Raw genomic sequence first — 14,070 nt, forward strand, 5'->3', positions numbered from 1 at the left:
GCAGCGGTCAGGGTCGTCTTGCCATGGTCAACGTGACCAATGGTACCAATGTTGACATGGGGTTTTGTTCTTTCAAATTTCTCTTTAGCCATTTGATTACCTCCCAACGCTATGCTTGGTTTTTGAAAAGATTTTAAAAGAGCCCCGCTAGAAACGGGGCTGACTAAACTATGGTAGCGGCGCACGGATTTGAACCGCGGACAGGCCGGGTATGAACCGACTGCTCTAGCCAACTGAGCTACGCCGCCATGAGTGGAGCTGATGACCAGAATCGGACTGGTGACCTTATCCTTACCAAGGATACGCTCTACCGACTGAGCTACATCAGCATATGGTTGCGGGGGCTGGACTTGAACCAACGACCTTCGGGTTATGAGCCCGACGAGCTACCAACTGCTCCACCCCGCGATATTGGTGGAGGGAGAAGGATTCGAACCTTCGAAGCCAGAGGCGGCAGATTTACAGTCTGCTCCCTTTAACCACTCGGGAATCCCTCCACGGATTGTCATTACGAATAAATTGGAGCTGGCAAAAGGAATTGAACCCTCAACCTACTGATTACAAGTCAGTTGCTCTACCTATTGAGCTATGCCAGCCTCTGAATCCGTAACGTAGAGAATTATACCGGATGAAGAAGGAAATGTCAAGCCGCTTTTAAAAAATTCGTTTCTTTTTTTACAAACCTTTTAAAACTGGCATCCCATCTGGTTTTAACGGCAATCGATCCATACCTTTTCTCAGCAGTAGAAATACCAAAGGGTAAAGAGGGCGAGCAAAATGCGGTAGACGGCAAAGGATTTAAGTGTCGACCGGTTCAGGAACCCAATGAACCAGAGGATGGAAAAATAGGCAACTGCAAAAGCCACGGCAAATCCCAGGCCAAGGATGGCAAAATCGCCGCTGGAAAGGGCCGAAAGATTTTTCAGGAGTTCATAGAGGCAGGCTGCCACCATGATCGGAAGGGCCATGATAAAGGTGAAATCCGCCCCGGCTTTGCGGCTGACCCCTACTAACAAGGCCCCACCAATAGTAGAACCGCTGCGCGAAAAGCCCGGCCAAAGGGAAAGGAACTGATAGAAACCAATATAAAGCGCCTGCTTCAAGGAAATATGGTCCACATCCTGGACCAGTTCGGCCTCATGACCGCGGATCTTTCGCTCCGCAGCCATCATTAGGAGGGCCCCTAAAACAAGGCCAATGGCAACCGTAAAGGGAGAAAAGAGATATTTTTTGATAAAGGAATGGACGAGGAGAGCGAACGCCATGGTAGGGATGCACCCTGCAAGAACATGATAGGCACTCAGCCCTTTTCCCAGCTGCCAACCTTCTTTGGTGAAGAAACGGGCAAAACGTCCGCGATAAAGGACGAGGACAGAAAGGATGGCCCCTAACTGGATGACAACATCAAAGATCTTGGCCAGATTGCCATCAAAACCGATCATGTGTCCTACAATGATCATATGCCCCGTTGATGAAACAGGGAGAAATTCCGTAAGACCTTCCACAATCCCAAGAATCAGGGCACTTAGCATATCGCTCATGATTTTTCCTCCAAAAAGTTAATTCTTATCGTGCAATGTTGCCATTATACCCCTTTCCCCCGGTGAAAGAAAGAGCCAAACTTTAAACTTTCTCAAAACATTATGAGGGCCTCCACAGCCTTTTTTTCATCCCTTTCAAGCATGAAAAAAAGAGCTGCCAACATGCACTGCAGCTCTTTTCATTGAGGTCAATCCCCAAAGGAAATCCCAAGGTTCCTCCCTGCCCTGATAAGATCCGAATCAAGCGGTACCTGATGAGGTTTTCCCGCTACTTCTTCTATTGGGATGCGGACAATCTCCCCACTGGACAGGGCAACCATCACATTATAGGCCCCGGCAAGGCAGGCTTCCACGGCAGCCGAGCCATAACGAGTCGACAGGACACGGTCAAAGGCAGTCGGCGAACCGCCGCGCTGGAGATAGCCCAAGATCGTACAGCGAGCTTCGATACCCGTCTTCGCCTCGATTTCGTCGGCAAGTTTATTGCCCACGCCGCCCAGGCGCACCTGTTCAAAGCTATTTTTCACGAGACGGGCGACCGTCATCTTACCGCCCACTGGTTTGGACCCTTCGGCAACAACAATGATACTAAATTGCTTTCCTTGAGCCTGACGGGCCTTGACCTTCTCAATGACAGACTCGATCCGGTAGGGGATTTCCGGGATCAAGATTACATCCGCTCCGCCGGCAAGGCCGGAATGAAGGGCAATCCACCCCGCATAGCGCCCCATGACTTCAAGGACCATGACGCGGTGATGGGATTCTGCCGTGGTATGAAGGCGGTCCAATGCCTCTGTAGCCATCGCCATCGCTGTGTCAAAACCAAAGGTTCGCTCCGTCCCCGGCAGGTCATTATCAATGGTCTTGGGAACGCCGACGACATTGACCCCGCAGAAACGGTGCAGGTCATAGCCAATCTTGAGGCTTCCATCGCCGCCAATGACAATGAGGCACTCGATGCCATGGGCGTTGAGGTTTCTTACGACATCATCGCGCCGGTCCTCATAAATGACATTGCCTGCTGCATCTTCACCAGCCGCATAATGGAAAGGATTATCCCTGTTTGTTGTACCAAGTACCGTCCCGCCGCGCGGCAGGATACCCGATACATCCGCCATGGACATTTTTTTCATATCATCCTGGATAAGCCCATGGAAGCCGTTGCGAATGCCATAGATCTCATTGCCATGGGTCACGGCCGTCTTCACGACGGCACGGATGACGGCATTGAGGCCAGGGCAGTCACCGCCTCCCGTAAGGACTGCCAGGGTTCCTCTTTTTTCTGCCATAAGGAGCCCCTCTTATTCTACCGTCCAGAGGGTGTAGTCAGCCGCGCTGATACGGATGGATTCGGTCCCGTCAAATTTATCATAGCAAAGGAGCCCATCCTTCACATATCCCGGCCAAGCAATGACCACTGTAAAGGCGCGCCCCAGTTCATCGAGGACGCTCTTGGGATCGATATTGAAGACAGGGATAAAAAGGGTCTGGATTCGATCCAACATGACCACATCGCCATGATGGCTAAGAAGTTCATTTTTCAGGACTTCCGGCGCGTTGACGCGTCTTTCACTGGGAAGAAGCTTCAGGAAATCTTCCGTAATAAGCAGACGGGTATCAATATAATCCCACCCCTTTGTTTCGGCTGCTTCACGCAGGACCTTGCTCTTACCGCTGCCCGGTTTGCCCGTCACAACAAGGACCTTGATTTCTTTTTCTGCCAGGCCTTCTACTTCTTTCAGGAATTCATCAAATTGACTCATGCGAATCGCCCTCCTTATAAAATGGTGCACCCATTGCTTTTCATTCTCTTGCCATCTTATTTCGCCGATATGCCAGCGTTTTCCTTTAAAGTGGTGCGGAAATTCTCTTTTTTCTGCCTTTGCTGTCCATATTGTATCATATGGTTCAATCTCTTTCAGCCACCTGTTTCCTTATTTGTGGAGCAGGTGCTCCTTGGCGGCCATGAGGAGGAGCCCCTTGTTGAGCGTGGCAAGGTCGAGTTCATTTTCCCTTGTTGAAAGGAACTTCTCCAATTTGCGTTTTACCCGCTGGAGCGCGTTGTCGATGGACTTTGTACTGCGTTCCATCTCGCTGGCAATCTCCTGATAACTTTTGTTGTCAAGATACGCGCACAAGGTTTCCCACTCCATGGCGCTCAGCATGGCTAAGACGTTCTTTTCAATATCCTTGAAAGCCTCCTGGTCTACGATGAGGTTTTCCGGGTCAACGCTGCGGCTGCCACCAAGCATATCCATCAAGGTCCGTTCCTTGCCGTCATCATAAAAAGGCTTATCGAGTGAAACGTAGGAATTAAGCGGCCGGTGCTTCTGCCGATTGGCCCCCTTGATGGCAGAAATGATCTGTCGGTTGATGCACAGCTCGGCAAACACCTTAAAGGACGCCTTTTGGTCAAAGCGATAATCGCGGATGGCTTTAAATAGGCCAATCATCCCTTCCTGGACGATATCATCCCGCTCCGCACCAGCCATATAGTAAAGGGACGTCTTTTTTTTCACCAGTTCCTTATAGCGAGCAAGCAGGATATCCTGGGCTTTCCCGTCCCCTTCCTCCTGGATCCTTTTTAAAAGGACCTCATCGGAAGGGCTCACTGCAGCCGGTTCCTTGGCCATCCCATCGCCTCCTTACGCCTTGCGGGCACTGATGATGCGCTGCCTTGTAATTTCATATAAGAGGATGCCGCCTGCAACGGAAGCATTCAGGGACTGGACCTGTCCCAGCATGGGGATGCGGACAAGAAAATCACAGTTTTCCTTCACAAGACGCCCTACGCCTTTGCCCTCGGCACCGACAACAAGGACCAAAGGTCCGGTCAGATCGGCATCGAAATAAAGGTCCTTGCCATCCATATCAGCACCAACAATCCAAAATCCGCGCTTTTTCAGGTCTTTCATGGTCCGGACAAGATTGGTCACGGAAACGACGGGTTCATGTTCCAAGGCACCGGCTGAAATCTTTGCCACAACCGCCCCCAAAGGAGCACTGCGACGCTGGGGAACAATGACAGCATCGACACCGGCGGCATTGGCCGAGCGGATAAGGGCACCAATGTTCTGAGGATCCTGCAGTTCATCGAGAAGGAGCAAAAAAGGGACTTTTCCCTTTTGGGCCACCCCTTCCAGGACCTCATCAAGATCCCGAAATGCGACAGCAGAGCCAACGGCCACGACGCCTTGATGACGCACGTCAGGGCTTAAGCGGTCCAGGCGCTCCTTATTGACGCGTTCCACCGCCACATGGCGCTTGGCACAGAGGGAAAGGATTTCTTCGAAGCTTCCCCCATGGCCGCTTTCAAGGACCAGGACTTTTTGAATGGGCCGCGTGCCGCGCAGGGCTTCCCTGACGGCATTGCGGCCAGCAATGATATCGGACATAACGGCTCCTTTTCCTAGGAAAACAAAGGAGCTGAAATCATTGTCATCATGGTTTCAGCTCCTTCTTACTTCTTACAGACCGAAAGGATTACTTGCTGGACGCAGCAATCTTTTCAGCAAATTCATAGCCAAACTTTTCAGCAGCCTTGATTTCTTCCGGCAGGGGGCGCCACTTGCAGGTATAGCCAGGCAGAAGCTCCATCCCGCTTGCCGTGATCGCGTCTTCCAGTTCCTTTTCCGCACCGCCGGCCCAGCCATAGGTTCCAAAAGCAGCAGCCTTCTTATCCGTCAGCTTCATGCCTTTGAGGTACATCATGAAAGCACCCATGGTCGGCATCATCACGCAGTTCTGCGTCGGAGAACCAACAAGGATAGCCTTTGCCGTCAGGACATCGCTCATGATGGCGGCTTTCTGCTCGCTCGTATAGCGGTACAGTTTAACACGCATCCCCTGGGCTTGGATGCCATCCATGATGGCCGTTGCCATGGCAGCCGTGCCGCCCCACATGGTGTCATAGACAATGATGATGCGGTCAAGGGCCTTCCCCAGGCTCCAGTCTTCATAAAGCTTCAGGATCTCTTCGATATGGCTGCGCCAAATGCTGCCGTGGCAGGAGCAGATCATGCGAAGCTTGAGACCCCGCACGGCCTTTACCGCGTTCGGGATGAGTTTCCGGAACGGGGTCAGGATGTTGGCATAGTAGCGCTGCGCTTCATAGAACATGTTCTCGACTTCCGTCTCGTCATCAAAGCGCTTGGAGCAGCAGTAATGCTGACCGAAAGCATCGCTGGAAAAGAGGATTTCTTCTTCCGGGCAGTAGGTCACCATGGAATCAGGCCAGTGGACCATGGGGATGGGAACAAAGGTCAGGCTCCGTTTCCCAAGGCTGATGCTTTCCCCCTTCTTCACGATCTGGCAGTTGAAGATATCGCCGTAGTGTTCCTTTAGTTCCGTGGCGCCCTGAGGCGTAATGAGGAACGTGGCATTCGGGCATTTCTGGGCAAGCAGCGGAAGTGAGCCGGAGTGGTCCGGTTCCACATGGTTTACGACAATGTAATCGACCTTCTGGGGATCGACGACTTCACTGATTTTATAAAGCTGGCGTTCTGCAAAAGGGGCCTTGACGCCGTCGATGAGGCAAACTTTCTCATCCATGATAAGGAACGAGTTATAGGTAACGCCCCGTGGTGTCGCAAAGCCGTGGAAATCAGAGCAGGTCCAATCGCGGATGCCCACATCAAAAATATCTTTGGAAATTTCTTCCGGTTTCATGGTTTACACCCCTCCGTATCGGTTAGTTATATCTATATCTAAGTTATTATACTATGACTTTCCCATAAAAACAATTTCAGGGAATAAAATTTTATCGGCCATGATGCCCTTTCATAAGAAAAAGGAAGAAGAAAGCTCGTAAGGCTCCCTTCTCCCCTTTTTAGTGCCCCATCAGGCCGTTTCCTTCAGATGGGCAAAATAACGTTTTGTTTCAGCCACGACAGCACCGGACAGTCCCAGGAGGGCAATCAAGTTTGGAATCGCCATGAGACCATTTACGATGTCAGCCAAGATCCAGATGGCTTCCAGCTTCAAGAAAGCGCCGAGGCCAATGAGGATGATGAAAATAATGCGATAAGGCATGATGCCCTTGACGCCAAATAGGTATTCAACGCAGCGTTCACCATAGTAGTTCCATCCCAAGATGGTGGTAAACGCGAACAGGACCAAGCCGACCATCAGGAGATAGCCACCCATCTGCGGATAGGCCTTGAGGAAGGTTGCGTTGGTAAGGGCCGCACCGTTAAGGTCCCCAGTCCAGAGCCCGCCAATGACAATCGTAAGTCCTGTCATGGTGCAGATGATGATGGTATCGATAAAGGTTCCCGTCATGGAAATCAGCCCCTGTTCAGCCGGCCAGTCCGTCTTAGCGGCAGCCGCAACGATCGGTGCGGACCCAAGACCCGATTCATTGGAAAAGACGCCGCGGGCAATCCCATTTCTCATGGCAAAGAGCACAGTGGCTCCGAGGAACCCGCCTTGGGCAGCCGTCGGCGTAAAAGCATCACGGAAGATTTCCCCGATGGCCATGGGAATCAGGTCATGGAACATAACCAGGATGCCTATGGTAGACAACATGTAAAGGATGGCCATGGCCGGTACAATCCGGCTTGCAGCGGCAGCAATGCTCTGCAGTCCGCCCAAGGTTACAGCAGCAACAGCGATGGTCAGGATGGCCGCTGTGCCAGCAACAGGAATCCCCGCGTTGAGCTGGGTAATGTCAACGATGGAATTCACCTGGGCAAAGGTCCCGATACCAAAGTAAGCAACAAGGATTCCAAAGAAAGCGAAGGCTATGGCAAGGGGTTTGTACTTTTTCCCCAGACCCAGCTCAATGTAGTACATCGGGCCGCCAGAAATCTGACCTTTGGCGTCGACCGTGCGGTATTTGACAGCAAGAACACCTTCCGCGTATTTTGTTGCCATACCAAAGAAGGCGGCAATCCACATCCAGAAGATGGCTCCCGGACCGCCTGCTTTAACAGCTGTCGCGACACCGACGATATTCCCCGTACCAACGGTGGCTGCAAGGGCTGTACACAGGGCCTTGAAACTGTCAATGTCACCTTCGCCGGCGTTTTCCGCCTTGAAGATGAGTTGCAGGGCCTTGGGCAGGCGGGAAACCTGCAGGAAGCCCAGCCGCAAGGTGAGGAAAATCCCCGTCCCTACAAGCAGGACCAGGAGCGGCGGTCCCCAGACAAAGCTGTCGATGCTGTTCAAAAGTTCAATGTTCATGACTTCCCCTCCAATAAAATAGATAGATGAGTGCAGCCCCCTCCCTTTTTAGGGGAGAGGTTCGAGAAACGCTTCCTTCGTTTCCTTATGTAAAGTAAGTGCTGCCGTATGATAGGTGACAAGGGTGCTGCGATGTCCCACACTGATCAGCGTTGTCCGGGCAAGGCGGGACAGAAGAAGTTCATACATGGCCTTTTCTGTCTCCTCGTCAAGGGCGGATGTTGATTCATCCATGAAGAGCCAAGCTGGTTCATAAATGAGTGCCCTTACAAAGGCAAGGCGCTGCTGTTCGCCCACGGAAAAGACATGGGTCCAATCGGCTTCCTCGTCAAGGTGGTTGGCCAGATAGCCAATCCGGCAATCCTCCATGAGGGCGCGGAGCCTGTCATCAGAGATCTGCCGAGTGCCCGGGTAAACAATAGCTTCCCGAAGCGTTCCCAGCGGCAGATAAGGTCGCTGGGGGATAAACATAAGACGGTTCTGCGGGGCAAGGGTGACCTTTCCCTTGGCAAATGGCCAGATGCCGGCAAGAGCCCTCAGGAAAGTACTCTTGCCGCTGCCGCTCGTGCCACGGATAAGGATATGGGTGCCTGCTTGAACGGTCATTGTCAGGGGCTTTAGGATTGGCGAGCCGCTTGGAAGGTCCACTTCAAACTGATCCAGGACCAACCTTCCTTCGTCCCCTACCGTGCGAGTGACCTGGTTCTGTGTCTTTGTCATCCCTGCAGCCTCCAAATGGGTGCGGAAACTCGTCAAGCGGTCCACAACCGCCTGCCATTCGGCAAGCGTTGCATAGGCATCGACAAAATAGGATAGGGAATCCTGCACGCGTCCAAAAGCAGTCGCGACCTGCATCAGGCCGCCCAAGGTCAGTTCCCGTCTCAGATAGCGCGGGATGGCCACCACAAAAGGAAAGATGATGGCAATCTGGGAATACCCCGAATTAAGCCATACCAACTGTTTTTGCTTTTTGACAATCTTCCAAAAATTTTCCAAAAGGACGCGAAACCGTTCCAGAAAAACACTTTTTTCGTGGGGTTCCCCATGGTAGAAAGCTACACTTTCAGCATTTTCCCTAAGACGCATCATACTGAAGCGGAAATCGGCTTCATAGCGTTGCTGAACAAAATTAAGATTCACCAGCCGGTGACCGACCTTATGGATCAAGAAGGTTCCCAGACCCGCATAGCAGATGGCAACCCAAACCATATATCCGGGGATGGAAATCTCTTTTCCTAGGATTGAAACGGCAAAAGGTCCTGAAAGGTTCCACAAAATTACAATAAAGGAAAGGAGCGTACAGATGGCTTTCATCAGGCCAATGGCAAGACTGAGGGTCCGTGTCACAAAAAGTGACACATCTTCGCTGATGCGCTGGTCGGGATTATCCATATCCTTCCCGAACATTTCGAGCCGGTAATAGGTCTTGGCAGACAGCCACTCCTCCACATACCGTCTTGTCAGCCAGCGGCGCCAGTTCACAATGAGGGTCTGCTGCAGATAATAGGCATAGACAGCAAGGATGATATAGCTAAAAGCAAGGATGGTAAACCGCCAGAGTTGGTGAAAAATCTCATCCACAGCGTAATCCTGGAGCGCCGTATAAAAAGAATTGTTCCATTCATTCAATAGGACAAGAACAAAGACAACGCCCAGATTGAGGACGACGATGGCTAAAAGAAGGCCATAGGCCTTCTTTTTTTCCTCGCTTTTCCAATAGCTTTTCGTAAGGTCCCAAACTTGATGGAGTAGTTTAATAGTTACGTTTGTTTTTTTCACGTGTTCGTCTCCTTACACTATTACGAATATTGGTATTATAATCCTTTAAAATATAAAAATAAAGCCTTTTCTCGAATTATTTTCTTATTATCATAAAAAACGTTTTCCTTTTAAAAAAAGTCCCCTGCTTCCTCAAAGAAAGCAAGGGACAGGACAAACTTATTCGTCATCGACAGAACCCACGGGGATATCCGGATGGAAGATCATTTCAATGACAAGGAAGAGGACCGGTACGAGGAAGATAGAAAGGAGCGTGGAACTCATCATCCCCCCGATGATGGCCGTACCAATGGAGATACGGGACCCGGATCCAGCGCCGGAGGCCCACGCAAGGGGCACAGCACCAATGACCGTTGAGAACGCCGTCATAAGAATCGGGCGCAGACGAACCTTGACCGTATCAATCAGAGCCGGCAGGATAGCACGGCCATTATCGACACGCATCTTTGCGTATTCTACGATCAGGATGGAGTTCTTGGCCGACAGACCAATGAGCACAATCATCCCGATCTGCATGTAGATATCGGCAGACAGTCCACGCAGATACTGGAATCCGACGCAGCCCATGACCGCCGTCGGCACACCAAAGATGATGCCAAGGGGCAGGGACCAGGATTCATAAAGAGCGGACAAGCAAAGGTAAACGAAAATCAGGGACACGGCAAAGATCATGTAGGACGAGGACCCTGCATCTCGTTCGTCACGGCTCTGGTCAACCCATTCATAGGTGTAGCCGCTTGGAAGATTCTGTTTCAGGACTTCATCGATGGCACTCATGGCGTCACCGGTGGAATAACCCGTTGCCGGACTGCCGGCAATCTTAGCGCCGCGGGCGTTATTGAAACGCGTAATAACCGGCGGTGCCTGAATTTCCTGCGAGGTTACGATGGCAGACAGCGGAATCAGGTCACCTGAAGTATTTTTCACAAAGATATTGGAAAGCTGTTTCGTATCGGCACGATATTTCTTATCTGCCTGGATGACGACTTTCCAGGTTTTCCCCAAGAGGTTGAAGTCGTTGACTTCACTGCCGCCGAGGTTTGCCTGAAGGGCCGTTGTTACGTTGGAAACAGGGATATTGAGACTTTCTGCCTTTTCGCGGTCGAGATGGAACTCAATGGATGGCGTGTTATCGGAAAATGTCGTATAGGCCATTCCGACTTCCGGACGCTGGTTAATGAGACCAAGGAGCTTATTAACATCCTGAGTCATTTCGCTGGTGTCCTTACCGACCGTATCCATGATGTAAAGGCTGAGGTTACCCGTATTGCTCATGCCCGGCAGGACAGCCATGTTGAAGGCGCGCACCGTGGCTTCCGGTGCATCGGCACCCATCGCCGCTACCTTATTGATGATTTCCTGGACCGACTGACCGTTCTTGCCTTCACGATCCCCAATGTCATTGAGCTTAACCGGGATGAGGACCCCGTTTGGCTGACGCGTCGAGGACAGGACATCGATACCGATGATCTGCATGACGTGACGGACGCCGGGAATCTCAGCAATCTTGGCTCCGAAGGATTCCGTAAAGGCCATGGACCGGTTCGTAGAAGCAGCCGCTGGCAGAGAAGCCGACACCAGCATGAAGGACTGGTCTTCATCCGGCACGTAAGCCGTCGGGATCATCTTGAAGAAGAACCCAATCAGGCAGAAGACAACGAGCATGCCGGCAAGCCCTACTTTATAATGGCTCAACAGTTTTTTCGAAAGGCCGACATATTTTTCCGTCGCCCATTCAAGGGCGCGGTTAAATACATCAAAGAGTTTCCCAATCGGCCCCGTAGCTTTCTTGAGGTCCTTTTTCGGCTTGATGACAAGCGCGCTGACAGCTGGTGACAAACTCATGGCAACGACAGCGGAAAGGGACAGGGCGACCACGATGGTAAGAGCGAACTGTTTATACAGAACGCCCGTTGCCCCGCCCATAAAGGATACTGGCAGGAATACAGCAAGGAGCACGAAAGCCGTTGCCACAATAGCGCCCGATACGCTGCGCATAGCGGCGAAAGTGGCTTCCTTTGGACTCATGCCCATTTCATCGACGTTATATTCAACGGCTTCGACAACAACGATGGCGTCATCGACGACGATACCAATGGCCAGCACCAAAGCAAACAACGTCAAGGTGTTGATGGTAAAGCCAAAGATATAGAAGGAAGTAAAAGTTCCCAAAAGGGAAACCGGAATGGCAAGGACCGGAATCAGCGTGGCCCGCCAGCTCTGGAGGAAGATCCAGGTAATAAGGACAACAAGGAGCAGGGTTTCAATGAAGGTCACCCCGACTTCCTTCAGGGATTCCTTAACGTATTCCGTATTATCCTGAACGATTTCAATCTTCATGTCCGGTGGGAAGTTCTTTTCCGCTTCCTCAAGGACTTTCTTGATGGCAGCAACCGATTCCAAGGAGTTGGCATCGGAGTTCAGCTGGATGGCGTACTGCATGGCAGGAATCCCATCCAACCGGCCAACAACCCCGTCACTGCGCTTGCCATACTCGACGCGGGCAATGTCACGCAGATGGAGCAGCTGTCCATTGTTGTTTTTTAGAACAATATTGCCAAATTCCTCTTCCGTCTTGAGTCGGCCCTGCAGACGGGCGGAATACTGGAATTCCTGATCGTTTTCTGTAGGACGGGCCCCGATGGAACCAACCGGTGCCTGAATGTTCTGGCTGGTAATGGCCGACTTGACATCGGCGGCCGTAAGGCCATTTTGGGCCATCTTCATCGGATCGAGCCAAACACGCAGGGACAGGTCCGGACCATATTCGTTGACTTCGGAAACCCCATCCACACGTTTCAAGGCATCGACGAACTGCGTCGTGCCATAGTTTTTAAGAAAGAGTTCATCATAAGTCCCATTCGGCGACAACAGGGAGAAATACATGATGGTCTCTTCTGCCTGCTTACTGGTCGTTACGCCATAGCTTGTTACTTCGCTCGGCAAGGACGCATTGGCCTGGGCCACGCGGTTCTGGACCTTGACCATATCCATGTCATCATCCGTACCGAGATCGAACTTGATATCAAGGGTGTAGTTCCCATCGTTATCACTGGTGGAACGCATGTCGACCATGTTGTCAACGCCGTTGACTTCTTTTTCAATTGCCTGGGCAACCGTCTGCTCTACAACCTCAGCGTTGGCACCAACGTAGTTCGTTGATACGGAAATACGGGGGTTGGAAATCTGCGGATACTGGGCAACAGGGAGACTGACGGCGGAAATGGAACCGACAAGGGCGATGATGATGGAGATAACGCAGGCAAAAACAGGATGTTCAATAAAGAATTTTGCCACTTCCTAGACCTCCTTGTCAGCTTGCGCTCCCAGCGCTGGAAGAATCACTCGACGTGTCGAGTTCATCTTCCGTCATGGTTACGGGATCAACCTTACTGTCCTTATTTAGTTTCTGTACGCCTTCAACCACAACAGTTTCCGTACCGTCAAGACCGCTCTTGACGAGCCACAAACGGCCAATGCGGGCGCCAAGTTGGACTTCCTTCATAGAAACGCTGTTGTCAGCATTGACGACATAGACATAATGCTTATAGAGCAGATCCGTAACAGCCCGCTGAGGAACAAGGATGGCTCCAGGTTCCGTCGAACCCACAACGGAAACATTGGCAAACATACCAGGAAGGAGCAGATGATCCGGATTCTGGAAGAGTGCCTTCAAAGTCAAGGTACCCGTTGAATCACTGACGGAACGGTCGACCTGATCGACATATCCCTTATAGGCATAAGTAGATCCATCGGCGAGGGTCAGCGTAATGTCACGCAGCTGATTGCCGTTGTCCGTATTGCCCTTCAACATATCAAGGTAATCACTTTCGGAAACGGAAAAACGCACCCGCATGGGATCGCTGTTGGAAAGGGTCGTAAGGACGGTGGAGTTGGCCGTTACAAATTCCCCTTCAGCCAGTGTATTCGTATCGATTTTCCCTGCAAAGGGAGCTACGATTTTTGTATCGCTGACGTTTACCTGGGAACTTGTCACAAGGGCCTGGTACGCATTGACGCTGGCCTGAGCCTGTTCAAGCGCCGTATTGTACTGGTCTGCTGTCTGTTTGGAAACAGCTCCTTCTTCGTAAAGGCTCTGGTAACGGGCTGCATCACGCTGGGCATTGGCAAGGGAAGCCTGGGCATTGGCTAGATTGGCCTGAGCATTGAGCACATTGGCTTCATAGGCCCGAGGATCGATTTCGTAAAGAAGCTGTCCGGCTTCAACATAATCGCCGCCATTGACATACTTCTTGATAATGGTTCCTGTGACTTTTGACTTAATGGAAACCTGATCCTTTGCTTCAACAAAACCGGTGTACTCATAGGTCAGCGGTGTATCACGCTTGATGGCCTGCATGACCTTGACCTTGACAGCGCCACCAGGAGCGGCTGTTTTCTTGCTGCAGCCGGCAGCTCCCAAGGCAACGAGAAGTGCCAGCCCTAGAGCCATGGCTTTCTTTTTTCCTAGCATTGAAACTCCTCCTAAAATCCTTCCTTGCTGAAGGAAGTGCCCCTAAAGAGGCACTTCCAGCAAGGGAAAGTAAACTGAATCGACAAAAATTCC

General features: G+C 51.4%; 11 protein-coding genes and 5 tRNA genes. All 16 read right to left on the minus strand.

The features are described 5' to 3' along the window. On the minus strand, positions 1-92 hold a 92-nt coding region (locus DW817_RS05490), incomplete at its 3' end, for a GTP-binding protein (RefSeq protein WP_018294844.1). 79 nt (positions 93-171) lie between these two features. Further along, a tRNA-Met gene (locus DW817_RS05495) sits at positions 172-248 on the minus strand. Positions 249-253: 5 nt separating this feature from the next. Continuing rightward, positions 254-329 (minus strand) — tRNA-Thr (locus tag DW817_RS05500). 3 nt (positions 330-332) lie between these two features. Next, positions 333-408 (minus strand) — tRNA-Met (locus DW817_RS05505). A 4-nt stretch (positions 409-412) separates the two neighbouring features. After that, positions 413-497 (minus strand) — tRNA-Tyr (locus DW817_RS05510). A 23-nt stretch (positions 498-520) separates the two neighbouring features. Further along, positions 521-596: transfer RNA gene (locus tag DW817_RS05515), tRNA-Thr, on the minus strand. Positions 597-737: 141 nt separating this feature from the next. Further along, entirely contained in the window at positions 738-1,541 is an 804-nt protein-coding gene (locus tag DW817_RS05520) for an undecaprenyl-diphosphate phosphatase (RefSeq protein WP_120111408.1), read from the minus strand. Positions 1,542-1,729: 188 nt separating this feature from the next. Next, a complete protein-coding gene (locus tag DW817_RS05525; protein WP_120111410.1) occupies positions 1,730-2,830 on the minus strand; it encodes a 6-phosphofructokinase in 1,101 nt (366 codons plus the stop codon). Positions 2,831-2,842: 12 nt separating this feature from the next. Continuing rightward, positions 2,843-3,304, minus strand: coding sequence for a BREX-3 system P-loop-containing protein BrxF (gene brxF, locus DW817_RS05530; RefSeq protein WP_021736741.1), 462 nt, complete (start codon positions 3,302-3,304; stop codon positions 2,843-2,845). 171 nt (positions 3,305-3,475) lie between these two features. Further along, positions 3,476-4,174 carry an RNA polymerase sporulation sigma factor SigH gene (gene sigH, locus DW817_RS05535; RefSeq protein ID WP_009015195.1) on the minus strand — a complete coding sequence of 233 codons (699 nt, stop codon included), beginning with the start codon at positions 4,172-4,174 and terminating at the stop codon, positions 3,476-3,478. A gap of 12 nt (positions 4,175-4,186) precedes the next feature. Continuing rightward, a complete protein-coding gene (gene rlmB / locus DW817_RS05540; RefSeq protein WP_120111412.1) occupies positions 4,187-4,936 on the minus strand; it encodes a 23S rRNA (guanosine(2251)-2'-O)-methyltransferase RlmB in 750 nt (249 codons plus the stop codon). Positions 4,937-5,024: 88 nt separating this feature from the next. Continuing rightward, positions 5,025-6,209, minus strand: coding sequence for an FprA family A-type flavoprotein (locus DW817_RS05545; protein WP_009015193.1), 1,185 nt, complete (start codon positions 6,207-6,209; stop codon positions 5,025-5,027). A 171-nt stretch (positions 6,210-6,380) separates the two neighbouring features. Then, on the minus strand, positions 6,381-7,724 hold the full coding sequence (locus DW817_RS05550) for a sodium:alanine symporter family protein (RefSeq protein WP_014129086.1): 1,344 nt from the start codon (positions 7,722-7,724) through the stop codon (positions 6,381-6,383). 48 nt (positions 7,725-7,772) lie between these two features. Beyond that, positions 7,773-9,503 (minus strand): ABC transporter ATP-binding protein/permease, encoded by a 1,731-nt coding sequence (locus tag DW817_RS05555; protein ID WP_120111415.1) that lies wholly within the window; start codon positions 9,501-9,503, stop codon positions 7,773-7,775. A gap of 159 nt (positions 9,504-9,662) precedes the next feature. Next, entirely contained in the window at positions 9,663-12,800 is a 3,138-nt protein-coding gene (locus tag DW817_RS05560) for an efflux RND transporter permease subunit (protein ID WP_120111418.1), read from the minus strand. A gap of 16 nt (positions 12,801-12,816) precedes the next feature. Further along, a complete protein-coding gene (locus DW817_RS05565; protein WP_009015189.1) occupies positions 12,817-13,977 on the minus strand; it encodes an efflux RND transporter periplasmic adaptor subunit in 1,161 nt (386 codons plus the stop codon). Positions 13,978-14,070 lie beyond the last annotated feature (93 nt).

Origin of the sequence: Acidaminococcus sp. AM33-14BH, assembly GCF_003603525.1 — a bacterium.
GTDB classification, from domain to species: domain Bacteria; phylum Bacillota; class Negativicutes; order Acidaminococcales; family Acidaminococcaceae; genus Acidaminococcus; species Acidaminococcus intestini.